This is a genomic window from Phycisphaeraceae bacterium (genome assembly GCA_019636735.1).
Classification (GTDB): domain Bacteria; phylum Planctomycetota; class Phycisphaerae; order Phycisphaerales; family SM1A02; genus VGXK01.
In genome coordinates this window covers 76,304-95,554 of sequence record JAHBWY010000001.1, presented here as the reverse complement: position 1 = coordinate 95,554, position 19,251 = coordinate 76,304, and the positions used below count along the sequence as shown (strand labels likewise).

Below are 19,251 nucleotides of genomic sequence, written 5' to 3'. Positions count from 1 at the left end.
CCGTTCGTAGAATCATCACCATGTTGACCGCCGAAGAGACGACCACCCTGTTGCGGGATCTTCGACAGGGACGGCACGACTCGAGGTTGAAACTGCACGATGAGCTCTACCGGGATCTGAAGGCGATCGCGGAAGCCATCATGCGGAACCAGAGCAATGGCCAGACCTTGCAGCCGACGGCCCTTGTGCACGAAGCGTGGATGAAGCTCGCGCAAGGCGAAGCTGATCCGCGAGATCAGGCTCATTTCAAGGCGATCGCCGCCACCGCCATGCGACAGATCCTGGTCGACCACGCCCGGGCCCGGGCCGCGATCAAGCGAGGAAAGGGCGCCCGCCGGCTCTCCATCGAGGACTTTGACGCCCCCGACCGAGCCTCGGCGCCAGACCGGATTCTGGTCGTCGATGACTGCCTGGGCCGCCTGGCGCGGCTCGATCCACGCCAGGCGCAGGTCGTTGAGATGCGCGTTTTCGCAGGCATGACCGTGAACGAGGTCGCCGATGCCCTCGAGGTTTCGCCCAGGACAGTTGAACTCGACTGGCGCATGGCCCGTGCATGGCTCGCGGACGAACTCGGTCATGCCGACCAGTGAGCCAGCGCGGTGGGCGGCTCTTCGCAGCGCCTTCGCCGAGGTGGCAGACCTGCCACCCGAGGCCCGGCAAGAGCGACTGGCCGCCATCCGTGCGAACAACACAGGCTTCGCCGATGAGCTCGAGCGCCTGCTGGCGGCCGATCTGAAGGCCGAAGCCTCCGATCCGGTGACACACCAGCTCGATCTCGCGCTCCGCGACTTCGCCGATGAGCTCAGCTTTGCGCACGACGAGCGCACGCCACCGTGGATCGGCGATTACCGCATCGAGGGCACTCTGGGTGCCGGCGGCATGGGGGTCGTCTATCTGGCGGAGCAGCAGTCTCCGAAGCGCACCGTGGCGCTCAAAGTCATTCGAGGCGCAAGCGGCGCCTCTGCCGTCAGGCGGTTTCATCGCGAGGGGGAGCTGCTCGGCCGTCTTCAGCACCCGAACATCGCGCTCATTCACGAAGCCGGGCTCGCCCGCGAGCATGAGGGCGATGACGTCGTTCGGGGCCCGCTTCGGCCCTACTTTGCCATGGAACTGGTCCGCGGCGAACCGATCGCCGAGCATGTGAGGCGCAACGATCTCGATGCAAGGGTGCGCGTCGCACTCATGGTGAAGGTCTGCGACGCGATCGACCATGCCCATTCGCGCGGCGTCATCCACCGCGACCTGAAGTCCGCCAACATCCTTGTCGACGAGCATGGCGAGCCCAAGGTGCTCGACTTCGGAATCGCTCGTGCGCTCGATCGCGACCATGCGGCGACCGTCGAGACCGCCGCCGGCGAGGTGATCGGCACCCTTCCGTACATGAGCCCGGAGCAGGTCTCGGGCCAAGGCCGGGAGGTCGGCGTTCACAGCGATGTCTACGCGCTCGGCGTGGTGCTCTTCGAAGTGCTGACGGGTCGGCGCCCGATCGACCTGGCCGGGCGCTCGCTGCCCGAGGCGGTGCGCCTGATCACCGACGCGGAGCCCACGCGGCTCGGCTCCATCGACCGTTCGCTGCGCGGCGACCTCGAGACGATCGTCGATCGCTGCCTTGAGAAGGAGCCGGCGCGGCGCTATCCGAGCGCCGGGGCAGTCGCCGCCGATCTCCGGCGACACCTTGCGCACGAGCCGATCCTTGCACGCCCGGCCAGCACCCTTTATCAGGTCGCGAAGTTTGCGCGGCGCCATCGGCCCCTCGTGATTGGGCTCGCTGCCGCGTTCGTGGCGCTCATCGCGGCGACGGTGACCTCGATCACTTTCGCGGTGCGGACCACGCGCGCGCTCAAGGAGACCGAGGAGGCCCGCTCCGAGGCCGTCGCGTCCAAGCTCGCCGCGCAGGAGTCGGAACGGCTGGCCATCGAAGCGCGAAAGGACGCGGAGCGCTCCCGTGACGATCTCAAGAGCCAGCTTCACTACTCGCAGGTCGAGAACAACCGCTCCATTCACTCCTTCGCATTCCTGCGCGATCTCCTGACTGCGGCCGACCCGACGATGGGCGGGCGACCGGACCTGACCGTGCGCGAACTGGTGCAGGTGGCCGCAGAAGCGCTGCAGGGCAACGCGGGCGAAGATGGACAGGTGAAGGGCATGGTCGGTCAGCTCATCGCCACAACGCTCGCGAGGCTCGGCGATGTCGAAGGCGCAGATCGGGCATTCCAGCGGAGTATTGAGCTCCTTGCAATGCCCGATCCCAACACGATGGGGCGCGACCACCAGCTCTTTGGAGCCCTGACGGAGTACGCGTCGTTCCTCCATCGCCGCGGTCGGCTCGATGAGGCCGAGGCGGCGCTTGGGCGCGTCATCGAGGAGCGCATGCAATCACTCCTGTCCGGCGCGCCGACGCAGCGGCCTGGCGATGGGACCATCCCATCGGACTACTACCGATCGGTGGCGCAGAACAACCTGGCGCTGATCTCCCTCGATCGACGCGACTATGCCGAAGCTGAAGCGCGGGCGCGACATGCCCACGAACTCGAACTCGAGCTCGTGAAGGCGGGCCATCGTCGAGGTCGGGCGGCGGCGATCTCACTCGCCACCGCGGCGACCGCGGTCCACCATCAGGGCCGCGTTGATGAAGCCATTGCGCTGATGCGCGAGGCGATCTCAATGGCCGAGGCCGCCGACGGTCCCGACTCGCCCACCTCCCTTCGCCTGCGAGGCACCCTGACGCCCTGGCTCACTCGCGCCGGACGGTTCGGCGATGCCGTGGAGCTCATGCGAGGAACCCGGTTGGCCGCGACGGCAGCCGCCAAGCAGTGGCCCGGCGGTGAGGACGAGGCGTGGGTCAACTTGCAGCTCGCGCAGGCGCTCGCCCTTCATGGGAACACGCTCGAAGCGCTCGCGATGAGCCATGAAGCCTTCGAGCACTCCTCGCGCACCGAGCGACCGACGACCGTCCTGATTCGAACGCTCATGGTTCGTGGAAGCTGCCGCGCGCTCGTCGGCGATGCGGCGGGTGCCGAGGCGGATCTTTCGCAGACCGAGACACTTGTCGCCGAGCTGATGGGAGCCGATCACGAGGACATGGCGGATGTCCTCGTGTTCCGTTCGTTTGCCGCGCGCTGCGCAGGTGACCTCGGCGCGTCACGCAACGAGGCGCTGCGAGCGATGGATCTCTTCAAGGCGACTCCAGGTGCGGCGCGCACGCAGTCGATTGCCGCACAGCGCGAAGCCGCCTTCGCGCTGGCGAGCGATCCGGACCCGCAGGTCGCGCTTCGCGGCGCCGAGGAGTGCGCCGTTCTGGTCGAAGAACTGGCGACGCTCTATCAGCCCCGGCATCCGATCATCGGGCGCTCGCTCGTCCACCGCGCTGAAGCGCTGCTGACCGCGGGACGGCGCGAGGCGGCAGCCGAGGTTGCTTCGAAGGCGGCGGACATCCTTGCCGATCCCTCGGGCCTGGTGGAGTGGTGGTCGCTCTACGCCACGCTCCTTTCGACCATCGCTCAAGATCCAGCGATCGCGACCAGTGCCGAGTGGCCCGCGCGGCTCACGCGCCTGCGGGAAGCGATCATCGAGGTGGCTGGTCCGACATCGGTCGAACTGTCGCGGCTCGATCGACTGGTCCCGCGGCCTCCGAGCGCGCCCCGAACGGCCACGCCGCTCGCCGCGCCGTGAACGGGCCTCACTCGCCGACGCGGACCCGGACACGCAGCGAGCCGCAGCGAAGTTCGGCGCGAAGTTCCGCTTCCAATCCGCTTCGAAGGAAACGGTTGAGTTCGTACGCCGTTGCCGATGAGTCCGCCGCCACCACGAGCACGCCTCTCGCGAACGAAATCACGCGCGTGGTCAGGAGAAGCTCGGCGGGAAGCAGGCGACGCCAGGCCTCATCCGCGCCACCTGCGGAACGATCCTGACGCTTCAGATCGCGGCGAATCGCCTCGAGCAGCGGCGCAATGGCGGTGTCGCGCTCGCGGCGACCTCGGAAGCTCCGCAGTCGTTCGAGTTGGGCGATGGTCGAGGCGCTCATGGCTGTCACGGAGAGGCTACCCGCCATCATCGGTTCGCAGGTCCGGCCCACTCCAACCCTTCGGGAAGCGGACGGGCGCGACCGTCGCGATCGAGGCAGGCGAGCGTGGTCGACCCGACCGCCAGCACCTCGGCGCCTCGACGCAGCTCGTAGGTGTGTTCGATCTTCACATGACCACTCCCGGTGAGGGTGGTCACGAGAGTCACGAGATCGTCGTACCGGGCGGGCGCGCGGTATCGCACCTCCAGCTTGACAACGGCGAGCAGGATGCCCTCGGTCTCAAGCTCGCGGTAGCTTCGCCCGGTGGAGCGCAACAGTTCGGTGCGACCCATCTCGAACCAGATGGGATAGACCGTGTGATGCACCACGCCCATGGGGTCGCACTCGCAGTAGCGCACGCGAATGTCAATGGAACCGGTCACGGCCTCCAGCGTATCGGCAGGCCGACAGGGGGCGTCTGAAGGCGGGCGACGGGCGCACGGGCGCGTTCAACTGGTCCGCCGATGGCGCGCCCGTGAGGGCGCATCCGAGGGGAGCGCGTCCCGCCTGGCGCGCTCGCTACTTGCCGATGCAGAAGCGCGAGAAGATCAGGGCGAGGACATCATCGGGCGCGGTCGCGCCGGTGATCTGTCCGAATGCATCGAGGGCAAGCCGCAGGAGCGCCGCGACACGCTCGGGTGAAGTCCAAGGCCCCATCGCCGGCTCACGCATCGCGAGTTCGGCGCACTCCTCGAGATGCTGTCGTGCGGCGGCCAGCGCAGCGGCGTGGCGCGGCAGAAGTGCGGCGTGTCCCTGGAGCGCCTTCACCTGGTCGGCGAGGGCCAGGGCGATCGCGCTGCGGAGTTCGCCCAGTCCGTGCCCGAGGTGCGCACTCGTGCGAATGACCCTGCGGGTCCCCTCATGAGTCGGTGGGTCACTGGGCCTGACGGCTGGACCATCGATGACCGGCCTCGCCATCGCGTGGTCAGGACCAGCCTTGTTCCATGCGTGCGCACCGGCACTCGGTGCCGCGCCACCCCCGGCGCGGCCGTCGCACTTCGTCTGGACCATGAGGATCGGAACGCTCGCGCTCAGCACCTCATCGATCGCACCCGACGCGCCTTCCTCTCCCGCGGGCACGCAGTGAAGAAGCAGATCCGCCTCGCTGACCGCCCTCAACGCGGCGGATCGGAGGCGCGCGTGCAGGGGGTCTGTGTCGAAGGCGGCGCCCGGAGCATCCACGCCGGGGAGATCAGTCAGCAGAACGCGAAGTGCTGATGAGCCCGCGACGCTCACTTCGACTTCGACCTCAACGGCATCGCGCGTGGTGCCGACCGTGGCGCTCTCGACACTGCGGCGGCGGCCAATGAGTGCGTTGAACAGCGTGCTCTTGCCCGCATTCGGCTTGCCGACCAGAACCACGCGAGGCCGCCACTCGAGAGAGCGCCGCGCGCGTCCGGAGGATGCCGTCGACGATCTCGGCGCGTGCAGTCCTTCATCGAGTTCGTGAAGAAGCACGCGGACGGTCTCCACAAGGCGCGCGGGGGCGATGGCGACGACATCCTCCTCGTCGGTGAAGTCGATGCCCGCTTCGATGAGGGCGAGGGCCTCGATGAGTCGACTGACCCAGCGCTCCGCCCGCCGAGCGAGTTCGCCGCGCGAGAGCCGTTGCGCCGCGTGCAGCGACTCATCATCGGCGGCGCGGATGAGCGCGGCCACCCCCTCGGCGGCATCGAGCGTCATGCGACCGTTGAGGAAGGCGCGGAGCGAGAACTCTCCCGGCCCCGCTCGGCGAACTCGCGCATCGAGCGCCACCAGTCGGTCGATCAGCCCCTCGAGAAAGAGCGGATTGCCGGGCAGGAGCAGTTCGAATGTGTCGTCGCCCGTGGCACTGCCCGGCGCAGAAAGCACGAGAAGCAGCGCGGGAAACCCGAGAGCAGGCTCGCGGAGGCGCACGCGGAAGATGCCGCGAGGCCACCGGCGAAGTTCGGCTCCCGACCGCTCGCTTGCGACCGCGGGGAGCGCGCCCGACTTCACCGCGCCGGACTTCGAGGGCCATCCGCTCAGGACCAGCGAGCGAAGCAGGTCGAACGCACCAGGCCCCGACACTCGGATCATCCCGCGCCACGACCGGCCCGGAGGCGAGCCCACGGCGGCGATGATCGAGTGACGGTCCATGCGATGGCGCGCTGCGCCACGCCGGCGCTCAGCGCTCCTTGTACTTCTTCGGCGGGCCCTTCTGCTTCTCGCGCGCCCGCTCGAGCGCGTCGGAGTACATGCGACCCATCAGATCCTGCTTCTTCTTCTTCGCGGGCTGCTTCGGCGAGAGGTCCATCCTCTCGATCTGCTTCCGTACCGCGCGGCTCTCGAAGAGACCCACGATGGTCGAGGTCAGGATGTAGAGCGTCAGCCCCGACGGCATCTTGAACATGAAGATGGGGAAGATGAGAACCATCATCCACTTCATCATCTTCTGCTGCGATTCCTGCTCGGGTGTGAGCTTGGTGGTGGGCGGCGGCGACATGTACTTCTGGCTGAACCAGAAGACGACACCCATCAGGATCGGGAGGATGTTGATGCCATCGAGCGAGAAGAGCCAGAAGTTGAGCGAACGCCCGAAACTGATGAAGTGATCGGGAGCGCTCAGATCGGCCAGGAACATCCAGCCGCCAAAGAGCTGGAAGACACCGAAGAACGCTGGCTCCTGCCGCAGCGCGAAGGCGAAGAACAGCACCGCGTAGAGCGCGATCCAGATGGGCGTCTGGAGGAAGGTCGGCAGGATTCCCCCGAGACAGCCCACGGGATTGACGCCTCGCTCGCGATAGAGTCGGAACTGCTCCGCCTTCAGGCGCTCGGGATCGTCGGCGTAGCGCTTCTGGATCGCGTCGAGCTGCGGCTTCAGCTCCTGCATGCCGCGCGCGAAGCGCTGCATGTTGATCTGCGACGCACGGGTGAGCGGATGCAGCATGAGGCGCACCATGGCCACCAGCACGATGATGGCCAATCCCCAGTCGAAGACGACATGGTCGTGCAGGAAGATCAGCAGCGACACGATGCCCTTGGCGAGCCACGCGAAGGTGCACCAGGCGCAGCAGCCGCTCATCTGGTAGAGAATGAGACCGCTCAGGTTGAGCGCCGCGAAGGGCTCCACGCGATCGAGCACACGCGGATCGAGAGGCCCTGCATAGACACCCAGTTCGAGGTTCACGGCCGAGCGCGCGGGAACCCGCATCTCGGGGGCGCGCAGGGTGCTGAAGATGACGCGTGATGCGGGTTCGCCGGGGCTGGCCGTGACCAGCACCTGCTCGACGGCGTGGGCAAGGCTCTTCGAAGTCTGCTGCGGCGGTTCGAGTGGCGCGTGCACCGCCAGCGCGAAGTAGCGATTGGTGGTGCCGTACCAGCTGATTTCGTAGCCCGCCTCGCGCTGCGCCGGCGTCGGCCAGAGCAGGTTGTTGCCCGCATCAATCCGCGAGAGAACCTCGGAGCGCTCTTCCGTCGCGCCGTGCACAATGACCGCCTGGCGGCTCGGATCGCGCTGCGGGCTGTAGAGGTAGCCGAACTGAAAGCGGCGCGTGTCCATGAAGAGCGCGGTTTCCAGCGTCAGGTCGCCCGGTCCGCACTGCGAAAGCCGCACCGGCACCTCGGCGCCCGTGTGGTTCTCGATGCGATGCAGAAGCCGCAGGTTGTAACCGGCGCCGAAGCCATCGACCGCACCGGTGACTTCGAAGCGGCGCTCGATGCGCGCCACGAGCGTGCCATCGTCGAGGTCGACGATCTCCGTCGCGAAGACGCCGGGCGACACCTGTCCCCAGACATCATCGAGGAGCTTCACCTGCTCGCCATCGACATTCACATCGATGGCCGCCAGGAGCGGAATCGTGGTGCTGCCGAAGCGCTGGAGCGTCTGAAGCACATAGCGCTCCGAGTCGGGCGGCAGCGGCGGCGGCGGTCGGCCCGCGCGCACCGCCCGCTCGTGCGCTTCGAACGCGATGCGCTCGGAAACATTCTTCCAGAACTGGGAGAAGACGACCTCGCTGACACCCGCGCCGCGCGGATGAAAGCGGACCCTGAAGCGGGCCTGTGCGGGGTCGAGTGACCCGAGCGGAACGAGATCCGCCTCATCGGGCGCTTCCGCACCTCCCGGCACCCGTGCTTCGTAGATCGCGGAGTATCCATCCGGCCGCGCTCGGGGGCGTGCCCGCGGTGTCACAGGCGGCGAAGTGCTCTCGCCCTGGGTTGACGGCGGAGTGACCGCAGCGGACGGCGCGTCGCTCTGACTCGGGCTCGCCGCGTCGGTGACCGGCGCGGCCTGCGCGCCACTTGCGAGTGTGTCGCCCGCCGTGGCATCGCTCGCGACGGCGCGGTCTTGATCGGGCGCGGCTGAGTCAGCAAGCGCAGGTGTCGCTGGTGAACCCGATGCAGCGGAGTCGAGCGGCGCACTCGGCGCGGTCGTCGTCGGCGAGGGCGAGGCGATCGAGCGGTCGGTTCCCGCAGCGCCGCGATCGACGAGCGCTCCGTTGTCGGCGCCCGCGGCATCCGCATTGGGTGTCTTGGCACGGCTGCCTCCGCCCTTGATGGCGACCGCGAAGATCCCCGCGACAACGAAGAGGACCAGCGTCGTGATGACGGCGCGTCGGACGGCGGGAGTCATGGGTTCTTCGATCTAGCGACCTTCGAGCAGGCGGTCGCCGAGCCAATCGTGGAGTTGAGGAATGTCGTGAATCTTGTCGACCGTGGACTGCACGTCGTATTCGAGACGATGGAAGTCGATGCGCCCGGGCTGGCCGTTGTCCATGGTCAGGACGGCGTAACTCGCGCGCGGATCGAGGTCGCGAGGCTGGCCCACCGACCCGGGATTGATGATCGCCTTCTCACCCTCGCGGAAGGTGTACGACCCGCCGAGGTCCGTCGGCGAATAGAAGTCCGGTTCGTTCGTGAAGACACCGGGCACATGCGTGTGGCCCACGAGGCACGCGCGCTCGATGCGATCGAAGACCTGCTGCATCTTGACGGGGCTGTTGAGCGCATCCTCGGGGAAGAGGTACTCGTTGATCGGGCGGCGCGGCGAACCGTGCACGCACAGGTAGCGATCGAAGAGCACGCGCACCTTGAGACGACCGAGGAATTCCCAGCGCCGAACGCCATCGTCGCGGTTCTGCCGCGCGGCCTGCTCGATCTGCTGGCGCGTCCAGTACGCCGCCGCTTCAGCCGCCGCATTGAAGTTCGTTGGCTCGTAGAGCACGCCGAAGTCGTGGTTGCCCATCAGGCACCAGGAACAGCGCTGCGAGATGAGATCGATGCACGCGACCGGGTCGGGGCCATACCCGATGATGTCCCCGAGGCAGACGATCTGATTCACGCTGCGCGTCTCGATGTCCGCGAGGACCGCGTCGAGCGCGGCGAGGTTCGAGTGGATGTCACTGATGAGGGCGATACGCACGAGTGGCTGCCGCGGCTGGGGGCGGAGTCGAGGATGCTAGAAGAACGCGGGAACCTGCGTCAAAGTGCGCATCGCCGCCACTCGAAAACGGCTCTCTTCCGCCGAGAATCGCCCCGAGGTCGATCGAACCGGCCCCCCTTGCGCGTGAGTGTGCGGGCCAAACGCGGACGACCTCAGGCTCCGGCTCGCTCAAGATGACGCCGGATGGACTCCAGGAGTTGGTGGCGCTCGATGGGTTTGGCGAGCACCTCGCTGCTCCCGGCGGCAAGGCAGGCCTCGCGGGCGCCGGCCACATCGTGGGCGGTCAGCACGATGATGGGCCCACGGAATCCTGAGTCACGGAGCGCTCGAGTCGCCCCGAGACCATCGAGACGCGGCATCTGCATGTCCACGAGCGCCAGGTCGAAGGGCTGTCCGCGACGATCGGCTGCGGTGGCGACTTCGAGGGCCGCCGCGCCGTCACTCACGGCCACCACCGACATTCCCTCGCGCTCCAGATGGTGCCGAAGCAGGCGTTGGTTGTCCGCACCATCCTCGGCAAGCAGCACACGAAGTGACGGCGATGGCGCGCGGTGTCGCCCCGCGCGACGCGGCTCGATCGAGGTCACCTCGGGGACGCCAGCCAGGGGTCCGCTCGAAATCTCCACCGTGAAGGTCGAGCCGCGACCGGGCGTGCTGCGCACGGTGATGTCGCCTCCCAGCATTCGCGCCAGGCGCCGCGAGATATCGAGCCCGAGTCCGGAGCCGCCGAATCGGCGCGGGGTCGTCGCATCGCCCTGCGTGAACGGCCTGAAGATGCGGCCGATCTGCTCCTCGGTGACGCCCATGCCGGTGTCACTGACATGAAAGCGGATGCTCTCGCCGGGCCCGCGTTCGAGGCCGAGCCTGACGAATCCGCGCTCCGTGAACTTGAGCGCGTTGTCCACCAGGTTGAAGAGGATCTGCCGCACGCGCGTTGGATCAGTGCGAATGAGCGAGGGCACCGGCCCCAGCAGCTCGACGCGCAATTCAACACCCGTCTCGCGCGCCCGAGGCTCGAAGGCCTCGCAGACTTCAAGCGAGAGGTCGACCGGTGAGACCGCGATCTCTTCGAGTGTCATCGCCCCCGCCTCGATGCGCGAGAGGTCGAGCACATCATTCACAATCCTGAGCAGGTGCTCGCCGTTGCGATGAATCGCCTCGGCCGCCGTCGCCACGGCGTCGGGCGTGGCCGCCTCGCGGAGCAGATCTGCAAATCCGAGGATGGCGGTCATCGGCGTGCGGATCTCATGGCTCATGGCGGCGAGAAACGACGCTCGCGGCGCCGCGCGCCGCTCGTGGCTCGAGTCGGGGCGGAGATGCGCGGCCTGCACGATCCCGGAGACGCGGATGGTCGATGCAGCAGCCGCCGCGCCGTTTGCCGCTCCCCCCTGCGACTCGCCCTCGGCGGCGCTCCAAGCCCGCGAGGCCTCCAGGCGCTGCCCTTCACCTAGCGCGACCATCCACACGAAGCGACCGGCGGCGTTGCGGGCCCTGAACTCCACCACGAACGGCCCCGGCGCACGGGCCTGTTCATCAAGCATCGAGCGAACTCGATCGAGGTCCTCCGGGTGGATGCGCGCTTCGAGCGATTCGATCGCATCGGGCAGGCTCTGCGCATCCGCCCCAAGCAATGACCGCAGCGACACCCCAAAGCGCACCGCCCTCGATGGCAGCAGAATCTCGAAGGCACCGGCTCGGGCCGCTCGAAGGCATCGCTCCAGGCGATCGTGGTCACGCTGTGGATTGGTGTCGAACACAAGTCGCCTCAGTGGCCCGTTCGCTCCACACCCAGCGCTGGCCCGGCGGCCGCCGGCACCCGCGTGCCGAACCGCGGACGCACGATTCGCGGAAACCCTAGGATATCCGCCCTTCGCGCCCCGTTCGGAGTCGGTCAGCCGTTTGCTCCGCCACCGGGCGCCATCCTCGAACCCGCCCACCGCGAGCACACTCCCATGGCCAGCGCACGCCACTACGACCTTCTCGTCATCGGTTCAGGGCCCGGCGGCTATGTCGGCGCCATTCGCGCCGCACAACTCGGAATGAAGGTCGCCTGCGTCGAGCGCGACAAGCTCGGTGGCGTCTGCCTCAACTGGGGCTGCATTCCCACGAAGGCGCTCCTGCACAACGCCGAGCTCTACACCGAGGCGATCACGCACGGCAAGGAGTGGGGATTGGAGATCAAGCCCGATGCGGTGAAGGTCGACTGGGAGCGCGTCATCGGACGGAGCCGCGGCATCACCACGCAGATCTCAGGCGGCGTCGCCTTCCTCTTCAAGAAGAACAAGATCGACCACCTCATCGGTCACGCGAAGGTCCTCTCCGGCAAGAGCGCTTCGGGCCCCTGCAAGGTGCAGATCTCGAAGGCGACCGGCCACTACTACGGCGGCACCGGCGAAGGAGCGGGCGAGACGGTCACGGCCGATCGCATCCTCATCGCGACCGGCGCTTCGCCGCGCCAGCTCCCGGGCTCACCGAGCGACGGGACCACGATCATCTCGAGCTACGAGGCGATGAACCTGCCGAAGCGACCGGCCTCGATGGTCATCGTCGGATCGGGCGCGATCGGCATGGAGTTCGCCTACTTCTACAACGCCTTCGGCACCAAGGTCACGGTCGTCGAGATGATGGATCGCATTCTCCCAGTAGAAGATGACGACATCTCCGCCGCAGCCAAGCGCGTCTTCGAGAAGCAGGGCATGACCTTCCATCTTGGCACCACCGTCAAGAGCGTCGAGAAGAAGAAGGGCGGCGCCACCGTCACGCTCGTCGACGCAAAGGACGCATCGAAGTCGCAGAAGATCGAGGCCGAGGTGGTGCTGGTGGCGATCGGCGTCAAGGGGCGCTACGACGGACTCTTCGATGCCTCGCTCGGCATTCGCATCGAGAAGGACCACATCTGGACGGACTATCGCGAGAAGAAGGAACCGACCTACCAGACGAGCGTTGCCGGCATCTACGCGATCGGCGATGTCATCGGACCGCCGTGGCTCGCGCATGTGGCGAGCGAAGAGGCCGTGACCGCCGTCGAGCGCATGGCGGGTCATCACACGCTGGGCATCGACTACGCGTCGATCCCCGGGTGCACTTACTGCAATCCGCAGATCGCTTCCGTCGGACTTACCGAGCGCGACGCGAAGGCCAAGGGCCTGAAGCTCAAGATCGGCAAGTACACGCTCAAGGCGCATGGCAAGGCGATCGCTGTCGGCGCCAACGAGGGCTTCGTCAAGATCGTCGCGAGCGAGCCCTATGGCGAGATCCTCGGCGCGCACATCTTCGGTGAGGATGCGAGCGAGCTCATTCATGAGATCTGCCTCGCGCGGCGCCTCGAAGCAACCGCCGAGGACATCATCAGCACGCTGCATGCGCATCCGACGATGGCCGAGTCGATCCACGAGGCGGCGCTCGGCATCGAAGGCCGCATGATCCACGCCTGATCGACCGCTCGTCCACGCGCCATCCACGCGCGTTCCACGCCGCAGGTCCCGATTTCGGCTGTCGCGCGCAGCGGCCAATGCGATCGGCTGTCGTTGAAGTTCCGCCAGCGCCATTCGACGCGCACCAGGCCTCCGCTATTCAGTTCGCTCGTGGGCGGGTTTGTCGGGACCGATCGGGTCCGACGCGTGGGGCGCGGTCCATCGCGCGGCACGCCAAGCGAAGGAGTTTGCAATGGCCATTCTTGAGTGTCGTCGTGATCGCCTGGTGCATGTGATCGATCTCGCCCGTCTCTATCGCGGCTGGACTCGACAGGAGGTCGCCGCTGCTCTCGGTCGGGAACCCGCCAAGATGATTCCCGAGAGCGGGAACCCGAAGCTCGATCTGGTGGTCGGCATCGCGCGCCTGCTCGAGTGGCCCGTGGGTGATGTCGCCGATTGCCTCTGGGGCGCCGAGGGCGCTGTCCCGGGACTGTTCGAGGGCTCTCTCGACAATGCGTCCGCGGCTCCCGGCGCGCCAGGTTCACCGCATGCGCCCGGCTCGCTTGGAGAGCGCGCTCGGGCTTGCCGGCGGCAGGGCCTCGAGCACATGGCTGTCTCGCTCCTTCAGCAAGCGCTGCTCGATGGTTCGCTGTCACGCTTGGATCGGGCGCAAGTGCACGCGGAACTCGCGCAGGTGCACTTCACGCTCTGGCACCTCGCCGAGGCGCGGGCGCTCGCGTCGGAACTGCTCCGTCAGCAGGAGCGCGGCGATCTTCCCGCTGATGCCGCAGGCGCGGTGGCGCTTGCACGCGTCGTGCGCGGTCATGCCCAGCGACGGCTGATGCGCATGCAGCCTGAAATGAAACCCGTGCTGGCCAAGGCCGCATGCCGCGATCTCATCGAGGGTGTCGAGGGAGTCGACGCCGTCGTGCTCACCATTGACGGCGCCGACCTTGAACACCTTCTTGCTGCCGCCCACACGGCGCGCGGCGGCATCGTGGAGTGTGAAGTCGAGACGGGCATGCTCGCCGCGGAGCGCGGTATCGACCAGATCATGGGCGGCCTCGATGCCGTGATTGATCCATTGACCTGCACGCCCGGGCCCATGCTTGAAGCATGGGGCTGGTGGTGCGTCTATGGCGCGAATCTGGCACTCGCGCACCTCGAGGGCGAGTCGCAGAACCTCGCGCTGGGGATCTTCACGAACAAGGTGCTCGAGATCGCCGAGCGCAGCGGATCGTGGGCGCTGCGGGAGCGAGCGTTCTCGCTCGAGCACCTGCGCCGGTGGGGCGCGCCCGGCGCGCTCCCGGTCAACTCCGCGCCCCGGGGTTCGAAGTCGTCGACTGACGATGAGCCGCTCCTGCTCGACCAGGATCAGGTGCGCGCCCTCATCGGGACCATGGGTCGCTTCCCCGCGTTTCGGCCCGCGGGCTGGACCCTGCTCCATCGGGCGACGATCGTGGAGTAGCGCGGAGGCTCGAGTGGCGCCGATGGTGTGCACCGCTCAAGGGCACCAAGGCATGACGATGACGAAGACGCGCGGGTACCATCGCGCGCATGAGCCGCGCCGGACTGCTGCTGGTCATCTCGGGGCCATCGGGGGTGGGCAAAACGACCATCGTGCGCGAGATCGTGCGCCGGTTCGACGGCTACTTCAGCGTCTCGGCCACCACGCGCCCGAAGTCGGACATCGAGCGTGACGGCGTGGATTACTGGTTCATCGATCAGGCGACCTTCCAGAAGTGGATCGACACGGGTCGCTTCCTGGAGCACGCGCAGGTCTTCGGACGGCACTGGTATGGCACCCCGGCGGAGCCCGTCGATCAGGCCGTGGCCCAGGGGCGCATCGCGGTGCTCGACATCGATGTTCAAGGCGCCGAAAGCGTGCGCCAGAAGCGCCCCGCCGCCTTCTCGGTCTTCATCCTGCCGCCGAGCGAGGCGGAACTCAGACGGCGCCTTGAGTCGCGCCGCCGCGATGACGCCGCCGCGATCGAACGACGCTTCGCCGAGGCCACGCACGAGATGGCCCGCGCGCGGCGCGAAGGCACCTACGACGCGTTCGTGGTGAACGACGATCTTGCCGCCGCCGTCGACGCGGTCGAGCACCTGGTTCGCGATCGGCTCGGCGCGGGCGACCGAGAAGCCTCCGCGTCGCCCACGGGACCGGACTCGACGCGCGGCTGATCGTCGCAACCTGATCAATTTCGCGCGATTCCATCGCCGAGCTCTTGCGAAGCGCCGGGCTCGATGCAATCTCTTGTCTCAGATGCCCTTTGAGAAAGGGCACACCGCACGCGGACCACGGTCGGTCAAACGAACCTTCCATGGTCGCCCGATCGGTTCATGCCGCGTGCACTCTCCCGAGACGACCCCTCGCCGAAGGCGTGAGTGCCTTCGAGCGAAGGGTCGTTCGGCCGCGCGGCGCGGTACAACTCCGCGGCCGTGCCACTCACCGTCACGACCTTGGCGCTGCTCGGACCGGCGGCGATCGTCATTCTCGGCCTCACGCTGGTGGTGGTGGTGCCGCTCGTGGTGCTCGCGCTCATCTACAACCGGCTGGTCACGCTGCGAGTTCGCGTGGCGAATGCCTTCTCGCAGATTGATGTGCAGCTCCGTCGTCGCTACGACCTGATTCCGAATCTGGTCAGCGCCGTGCAGGGCTATATGGCGCACGAGCGAGAGACGCTCGAAGCGGTCATCGCCGCCCGCGCCAACGCGACGCAGGCGATGCAGGCGGCGCTGACCGCAGCACCAGGCGATGTCGCGGCGATCGGCGCGCTCGCCGCCGCCAACATGACACTCGACGGCGCCGTGGGCCGCCTCTTCGGGCTGGTGGAGCGCTATCCCGACCTGAAGGCGAGCCAGAATGTCATGCAGCTCCAGGAAGAGCTCGTCTCCACCGAGAATCGAGTCGCCTTCGCGCGACAGTCCTACAACGACTCCGTCATGACCTACAACACCGCGCGTCAGGTCTTCCCACAGAACCTCGTCGCCGGACTCTTCGGTTTCGCCGAGTCGGCGCTCTATCAGGCGGATGACTCCGCCCGCGCTCTTCCCTCCGTGAAGCTCTGATCGAGCGGGCCCGGCATGGCGATGAACTTCTTCGAGCACCAGGCGCAGGCCCGCAAGCGCAGCGGAAGGCTGGTCATCCTCTTTGTGCTGGGGGTGTCGGCGCTGATTGCGTCGACTTACTTCATCGGACTCATCATCGGCGCCGTAATGCTCCACGGCGAGGGCATGGACGACCCAGTCCTTCACACCGGGCTCTTCGGCGTGAGCACCCTCGTCGCGCTCTTCATCGTCGGCCTCGGCTGGCTCTTCAAGCACTCCCAACTCTCATCAGGTGGCGGCGCCGTCGCCGAGTCGCTCGGCGGGCGCCTCATCGACCCCGCCACGCGCAATCCCGCGGAGCGCCGCGTCATCAACATCGTCGAAGAGATGGCGATCGCCAGTGGCGTGCCCGTGCCGCCCGTCTACCTGATACCCGATCCGAGCATCAACGCCTTTGCTGCGGGCTATCGACCGGAACAGGCGGTCATCGGTGTCACGCAAGGTGCGCTCACCGCCTTCTCGCGCGACGAGATGCAGGGCGTGATCGCGCATGAGTACAGCCACATCCTGAACGGCGACATGCGCCTGAACATCAGGCTGATCTCGGCCATTTTCGGCCTCGGCGTGCTGGCGCTGGTGGGGGCCACCCTGATGCGCGTGATGTTCCACTCCTCGCGCGGCATGCGCGTGCGCAGCAGCGGCGGTAACAAGAACAGCGGCGGCGCGATTCTGCTCATCATCCTCGTGGCGGGCGCGGGATTGATGATCATCGGCTGGATCGGACAGCTCTTTGGACGGCTGATGCAGTCCGCCGTGAGCCGGCAGCGCGAGTTCCTTGCCGATGCGAGCGCCGTGCAGTTCACGCGGAATCCTGAGGGGATCGCCAGCGCGCTGCGTCGCATCGCCACCATCAGTTCCAACCGGATGGATCGGGATGGCGTCGCCGAGATGAGTCACATGTTCTTCGCCAGCGCGCTTGATTCAATGTTCGCCACCCACCCCCCGCTGGCCGAGCGCATCGCGCGGATCGAGCGACGACCCGTGGCGGAGGTCGCCGCCGAACTGAAGGGCGGACGCATGACGCCATCAAGGCCGTCGCCCGAGGCGCTCGCGGAGTTTGGAGGCGCGCGCGCGAGCTCACCGACCGGCACCGACGCCTCGGCGGGCGACGAGGGAGTTCACCCTGCGTCGCCGCTCGTGAGCGCGCTTGCAAGTTCGGCTCGCGGCCGGGCACCTATCGAGCATGCGTCCGGGGTGATCGGCTCGGTCGAGCCGCAGGCCATTGAGTTCGCCCGCGCCGTTCGGGCGCGCCTGCCAGCCGGTGTCGTCAACGCAGCGCATGAACCCTTCGATGCCCGCTCCGTCATTGCGGCGCTTCTCCTCTCCGATGAGCCGGGAGTGCGCCAGCGGCAGATCGACCTGCTCCGTCGCCCGGGGTGCGAGGGAATGGCGGAACTCACGCTGCGCCTCGCGCCGACGATTGATCGCATTCCACGGGACCTTCGACTGCCGCTGGTCGATCTCTGTGTTCCTTCGCTGCGGCAACTTTCTGCAAGCCAGGAGAAGGTGCTCGCGGAAGCGGTGCGAGATCTCATCGCCGTCGATCAGCAACTCAATCTCTTCGAGTGGGCGACGCGCGCCGTGCTTCGTCGCGCCTTCGAGCCCTTCCGAGAGCCAGCCGGTGGCGGCGCCCGGCTCGCGCAGAGCCTTCCAGCGCTCGCGCAACTCCTTGGCACGCTCGCCTGGAGCGGCGCGCGTGACGCTGAGAGCGCAAACGCCGCGTTCATGGCGGGCTACATTGCCGCGGGCATTCCCGCTCCGCCGTTGCCATCGCGTGAGAGCTGCACGCTCGACCGCCTCGACGCGGCCATCAAGGAACTCGCTGGACTTCGTGCCGTGGATCGCGACCTCGTGGTCTCCGCAGCGACCGAGTGCGTGGCGAGCGACGAAGTGGTGACCGTCTCCGAAGCGGAGGTGCTCCGGGCCGCCGTGGCGCTTCTGGGCGCGCCGATGCCGCCGGTGCTGCCGATCACCGAGCGCGCGTGAGGGCGGGCCTCACCCGGGGCCACACAGGGTGACGCGCCGACGAAGTCCGTCAGTCAGCGAAACATGAGCGAACTCTCAGTGTGCCGACCGCTTCTCGGGGGCGGTGGGGTACCATGCCCCTTCGATGCGTGCGATTGCCATGCTGCTTCTGCTCGCTCCACTCGCGGTCGGCTGCGACTCGAGTGGGTCCACCAGGGGCAAGACATCGGCGCCCGACACCCGCAGTGAAACGCCGACGGCCCCGCGACCGCAGGACTCCGGGGCGAGGCTCTCGATCGATCCGATCATCGGCCGGTGGGTGCTCGATGAGCGCGCGTCAGCCAGCGGACGCGACAGTGAGAGCAACCCGGAGGAGATGATCGGCCGCACGATCATCCTCTCCCGCGATGGAACTCTGCTCGCCACCGACAGCGGTCGACGCGGATCATGGCGCCGCGCAACCGGCGGTGTTCGCATCGTGGTCGATCCGCCGCCGCGGCTCTTCGACGCGCTCCTTGAGTGCACCGTGACCGATCATGAGCTTCGCTTCTCCGGCCCCCGCGGCCTGCGACTCATCTACCACCGCGACTCGCTGATGGCACCCACCCCGCGATCGGGCGGATGAACGGGTCATGACCGCACCCTTCATCTGGCTCATCCGACATGCGGAGACGGAGTGGAGCCGCACCGGTCGTCACACCAGTCGGACCGATCTTCCTCTCACGCCCGACGGTGAACGAATGGCGCGCGGCCTTGCGCCGATCGTCGAGCATCGCGCCTTCTCGCGCGTCTGGAGCAGTCCGCTTCAACGAGCCCGCAAGACCTGCGAGATCGTGGGGCTTGCTCCGCGCATGGAGATTGATCCCGACCTGACGGAATGGGATTACGGCGCCTACGAAGGCGTTACGACCGAGGCCATCCAGCGCGAAGTCCCCGGGTGGGATCTGTGGCGCCATGGGTGTCCGCGGGGAGAGACGCTCGACGCGGTGCGGCGCCGCGCCGACCGTGTTCTTGATCGCGTGCTGATGGCGCTGCGGGAGTCGCCGGCGACCACCGCGCACGACAGCGCGAAGAGTGCCACGGCACTCGATCGAAGCGGAGCGGCCGGTGACATTGCGCTCTTCTCGCATGGCCACTTCCTTCGTGTCTTTCTGACCGCGTGGCTTGAGCTTCCAGCCTCTCGCGGCCGCAGTTTCGGACTGCATGCGGACAGCGTGTCGATCCTCGGCTTCGAACACTCCAGCCGCGTCATCTGGAGTTGGGACTGGACCGAGCATCTCTTCGCAAGGGGGCACTGA

General features: G+C 67.3%; 15 protein-coding genes. 9 read left to right on the top strand and 6 right to left on the bottom strand.

The genetic code is table 11. The features are described 5' to 3' along the window. The first annotated feature begins 20 nt into the window (after positions 1–20). On the top strand, positions 21–590 hold the full coding sequence (locus KF724_00375; protein ID MBX3354135.1) for a sigma-70 family RNA polymerase sigma factor: 570 nt from the start codon (positions 21–23) through the stop codon (positions 588–590). Continuing rightward, positions 577–3,672 (top strand): serine/threonine protein kinase, encoded by a 3,096-nt coding sequence (locus KF724_00370; GenBank protein ID MBX3354134.1) that lies wholly within the window; start codon positions 577–579, stop codon positions 3,670–3,672. Before KF724_00375 ends, KF724_00370 begins: the two co-directional genes overlap by 14 nt. A gap of 7 nt (positions 3,673–3,679) precedes the next feature. On the opposite strand, the gene KF724_00365 is transcribed toward KF724_00370, so the two are convergent. The 6 genes from KF724_00365 to KF724_00340 form a co-directional block, all read right to left on the bottom strand. Then, positions 3,680–4,024, bottom strand: a complete 345-nt coding sequence (locus KF724_00365) for a DUF721 domain-containing protein (protein ID MBX3354133.1) — start codon at positions 4,022–4,024, stop codon at positions 3,680–3,682. 26 nt (positions 4,025–4,050) lie between these two features. After that, the gene (locus KF724_00360; GenBank protein MBX3354132.1) at positions 4,051–4,446 is read right to left on the bottom strand and encodes an acyl-CoA thioesterase; all 396 of its coding nucleotides are present in this window, start codon (positions 4,444–4,446) and stop codon (positions 4,051–4,053) included. Between the two features lie 136 nt (positions 4,447–4,582). Further along, positions 4,583–6,181, bottom strand: coding sequence for a 50S ribosome-binding GTPase (locus KF724_00355; GenBank protein ID MBX3354131.1), 1,599 nt, complete (start codon positions 6,179–6,181; stop codon positions 4,583–4,585). A gap of 28 nt (positions 6,182–6,209) precedes the next feature. Continuing rightward, the gene (gene yidC, locus KF724_00350; protein ID MBX3354130.1) at positions 6,210–8,654 is read right to left on the bottom strand and encodes a membrane protein insertase YidC; all 2,445 of its coding nucleotides are present in this window, start codon (positions 8,652–8,654) and stop codon (positions 6,210–6,212) included. A gap of 12 nt (positions 8,655–8,666) precedes the next feature. Then, positions 8,667–9,443, bottom strand: a complete 777-nt coding sequence (locus KF724_00345) for a metallophosphoesterase family protein (protein MBX3354129.1) — start codon at positions 9,441–9,443, stop codon at positions 8,667–8,669. A 173-nt stretch (positions 9,444–9,616) separates the two neighbouring features. Continuing rightward, positions 9,617–11,221 carry a response regulator gene (locus KF724_00340; protein ID MBX3354128.1) on the bottom strand — a complete coding sequence of 535 codons (1,605 nt, stop codon included), beginning with the start codon at positions 11,219–11,221 and terminating at the stop codon, positions 9,617–9,619. Positions 11,222–11,416: 195 nt separating this feature from the next. Here KF724_00340 and lpdA point away from each other — a divergent pair, with 195 nt between their 5' ends. From lpdA to KF724_00305, 7 genes are all read left to right on the top strand, one after another. Next, the gene (gene lpdA / locus KF724_00335) at positions 11,417–12,898 is read left to right on the top strand and encodes a dihydrolipoyl dehydrogenase (protein MBX3354127.1); all 1,482 of its coding nucleotides are present in this window, start codon (positions 11,417–11,419) and stop codon (positions 12,896–12,898) included. A 232-nt stretch (positions 12,899–13,130) separates the two neighbouring features. Further along, a complete protein-coding gene (locus tag KF724_00330; GenBank protein MBX3354126.1) occupies positions 13,131–14,345 on the top strand; it encodes a hypothetical protein in 1,215 nt (404 codons plus the stop codon). 89 nt (positions 14,346–14,434) lie between these two features. Further along, positions 14,435–15,061, top strand: coding sequence for a guanylate kinase (gmk, locus tag KF724_00325; GenBank protein MBX3354125.1), 627 nt, complete (start codon positions 14,435–14,437; stop codon positions 15,059–15,061). 285 nt (positions 15,062–15,346) lie between these two features. Continuing rightward, positions 15,347–15,949 (top strand): LemA family protein, encoded by a 603-nt coding sequence (locus KF724_00320; GenBank protein ID MBX3354124.1) that lies wholly within the window; start codon positions 15,347–15,349, stop codon positions 15,947–15,949. Between the two features lie 15 nt (positions 15,950–15,964). Continuing rightward, on the top strand, positions 15,965–17,974 hold the full coding sequence (locus tag KF724_00315; GenBank protein MBX3354123.1) for a M48 family metallopeptidase: 2,010 nt from the start codon (positions 15,965–15,967) through the stop codon (positions 17,972–17,974). Positions 17,975–18,098: 124 nt separating this feature from the next. Further along, entirely contained in the window at positions 18,099–18,578 is a 480-nt protein-coding gene (locus tag KF724_00310) for a hypothetical protein (protein ID MBX3354122.1), read from the top strand. A 7-nt stretch (positions 18,579–18,585) separates the two neighbouring features. Further along, on the top strand, positions 18,586–19,251 hold the full coding sequence (locus KF724_00305) for a histidine phosphatase family protein (protein ID MBX3354121.1): 666 nt from the start codon (positions 18,586–18,588) through the stop codon (positions 19,249–19,251).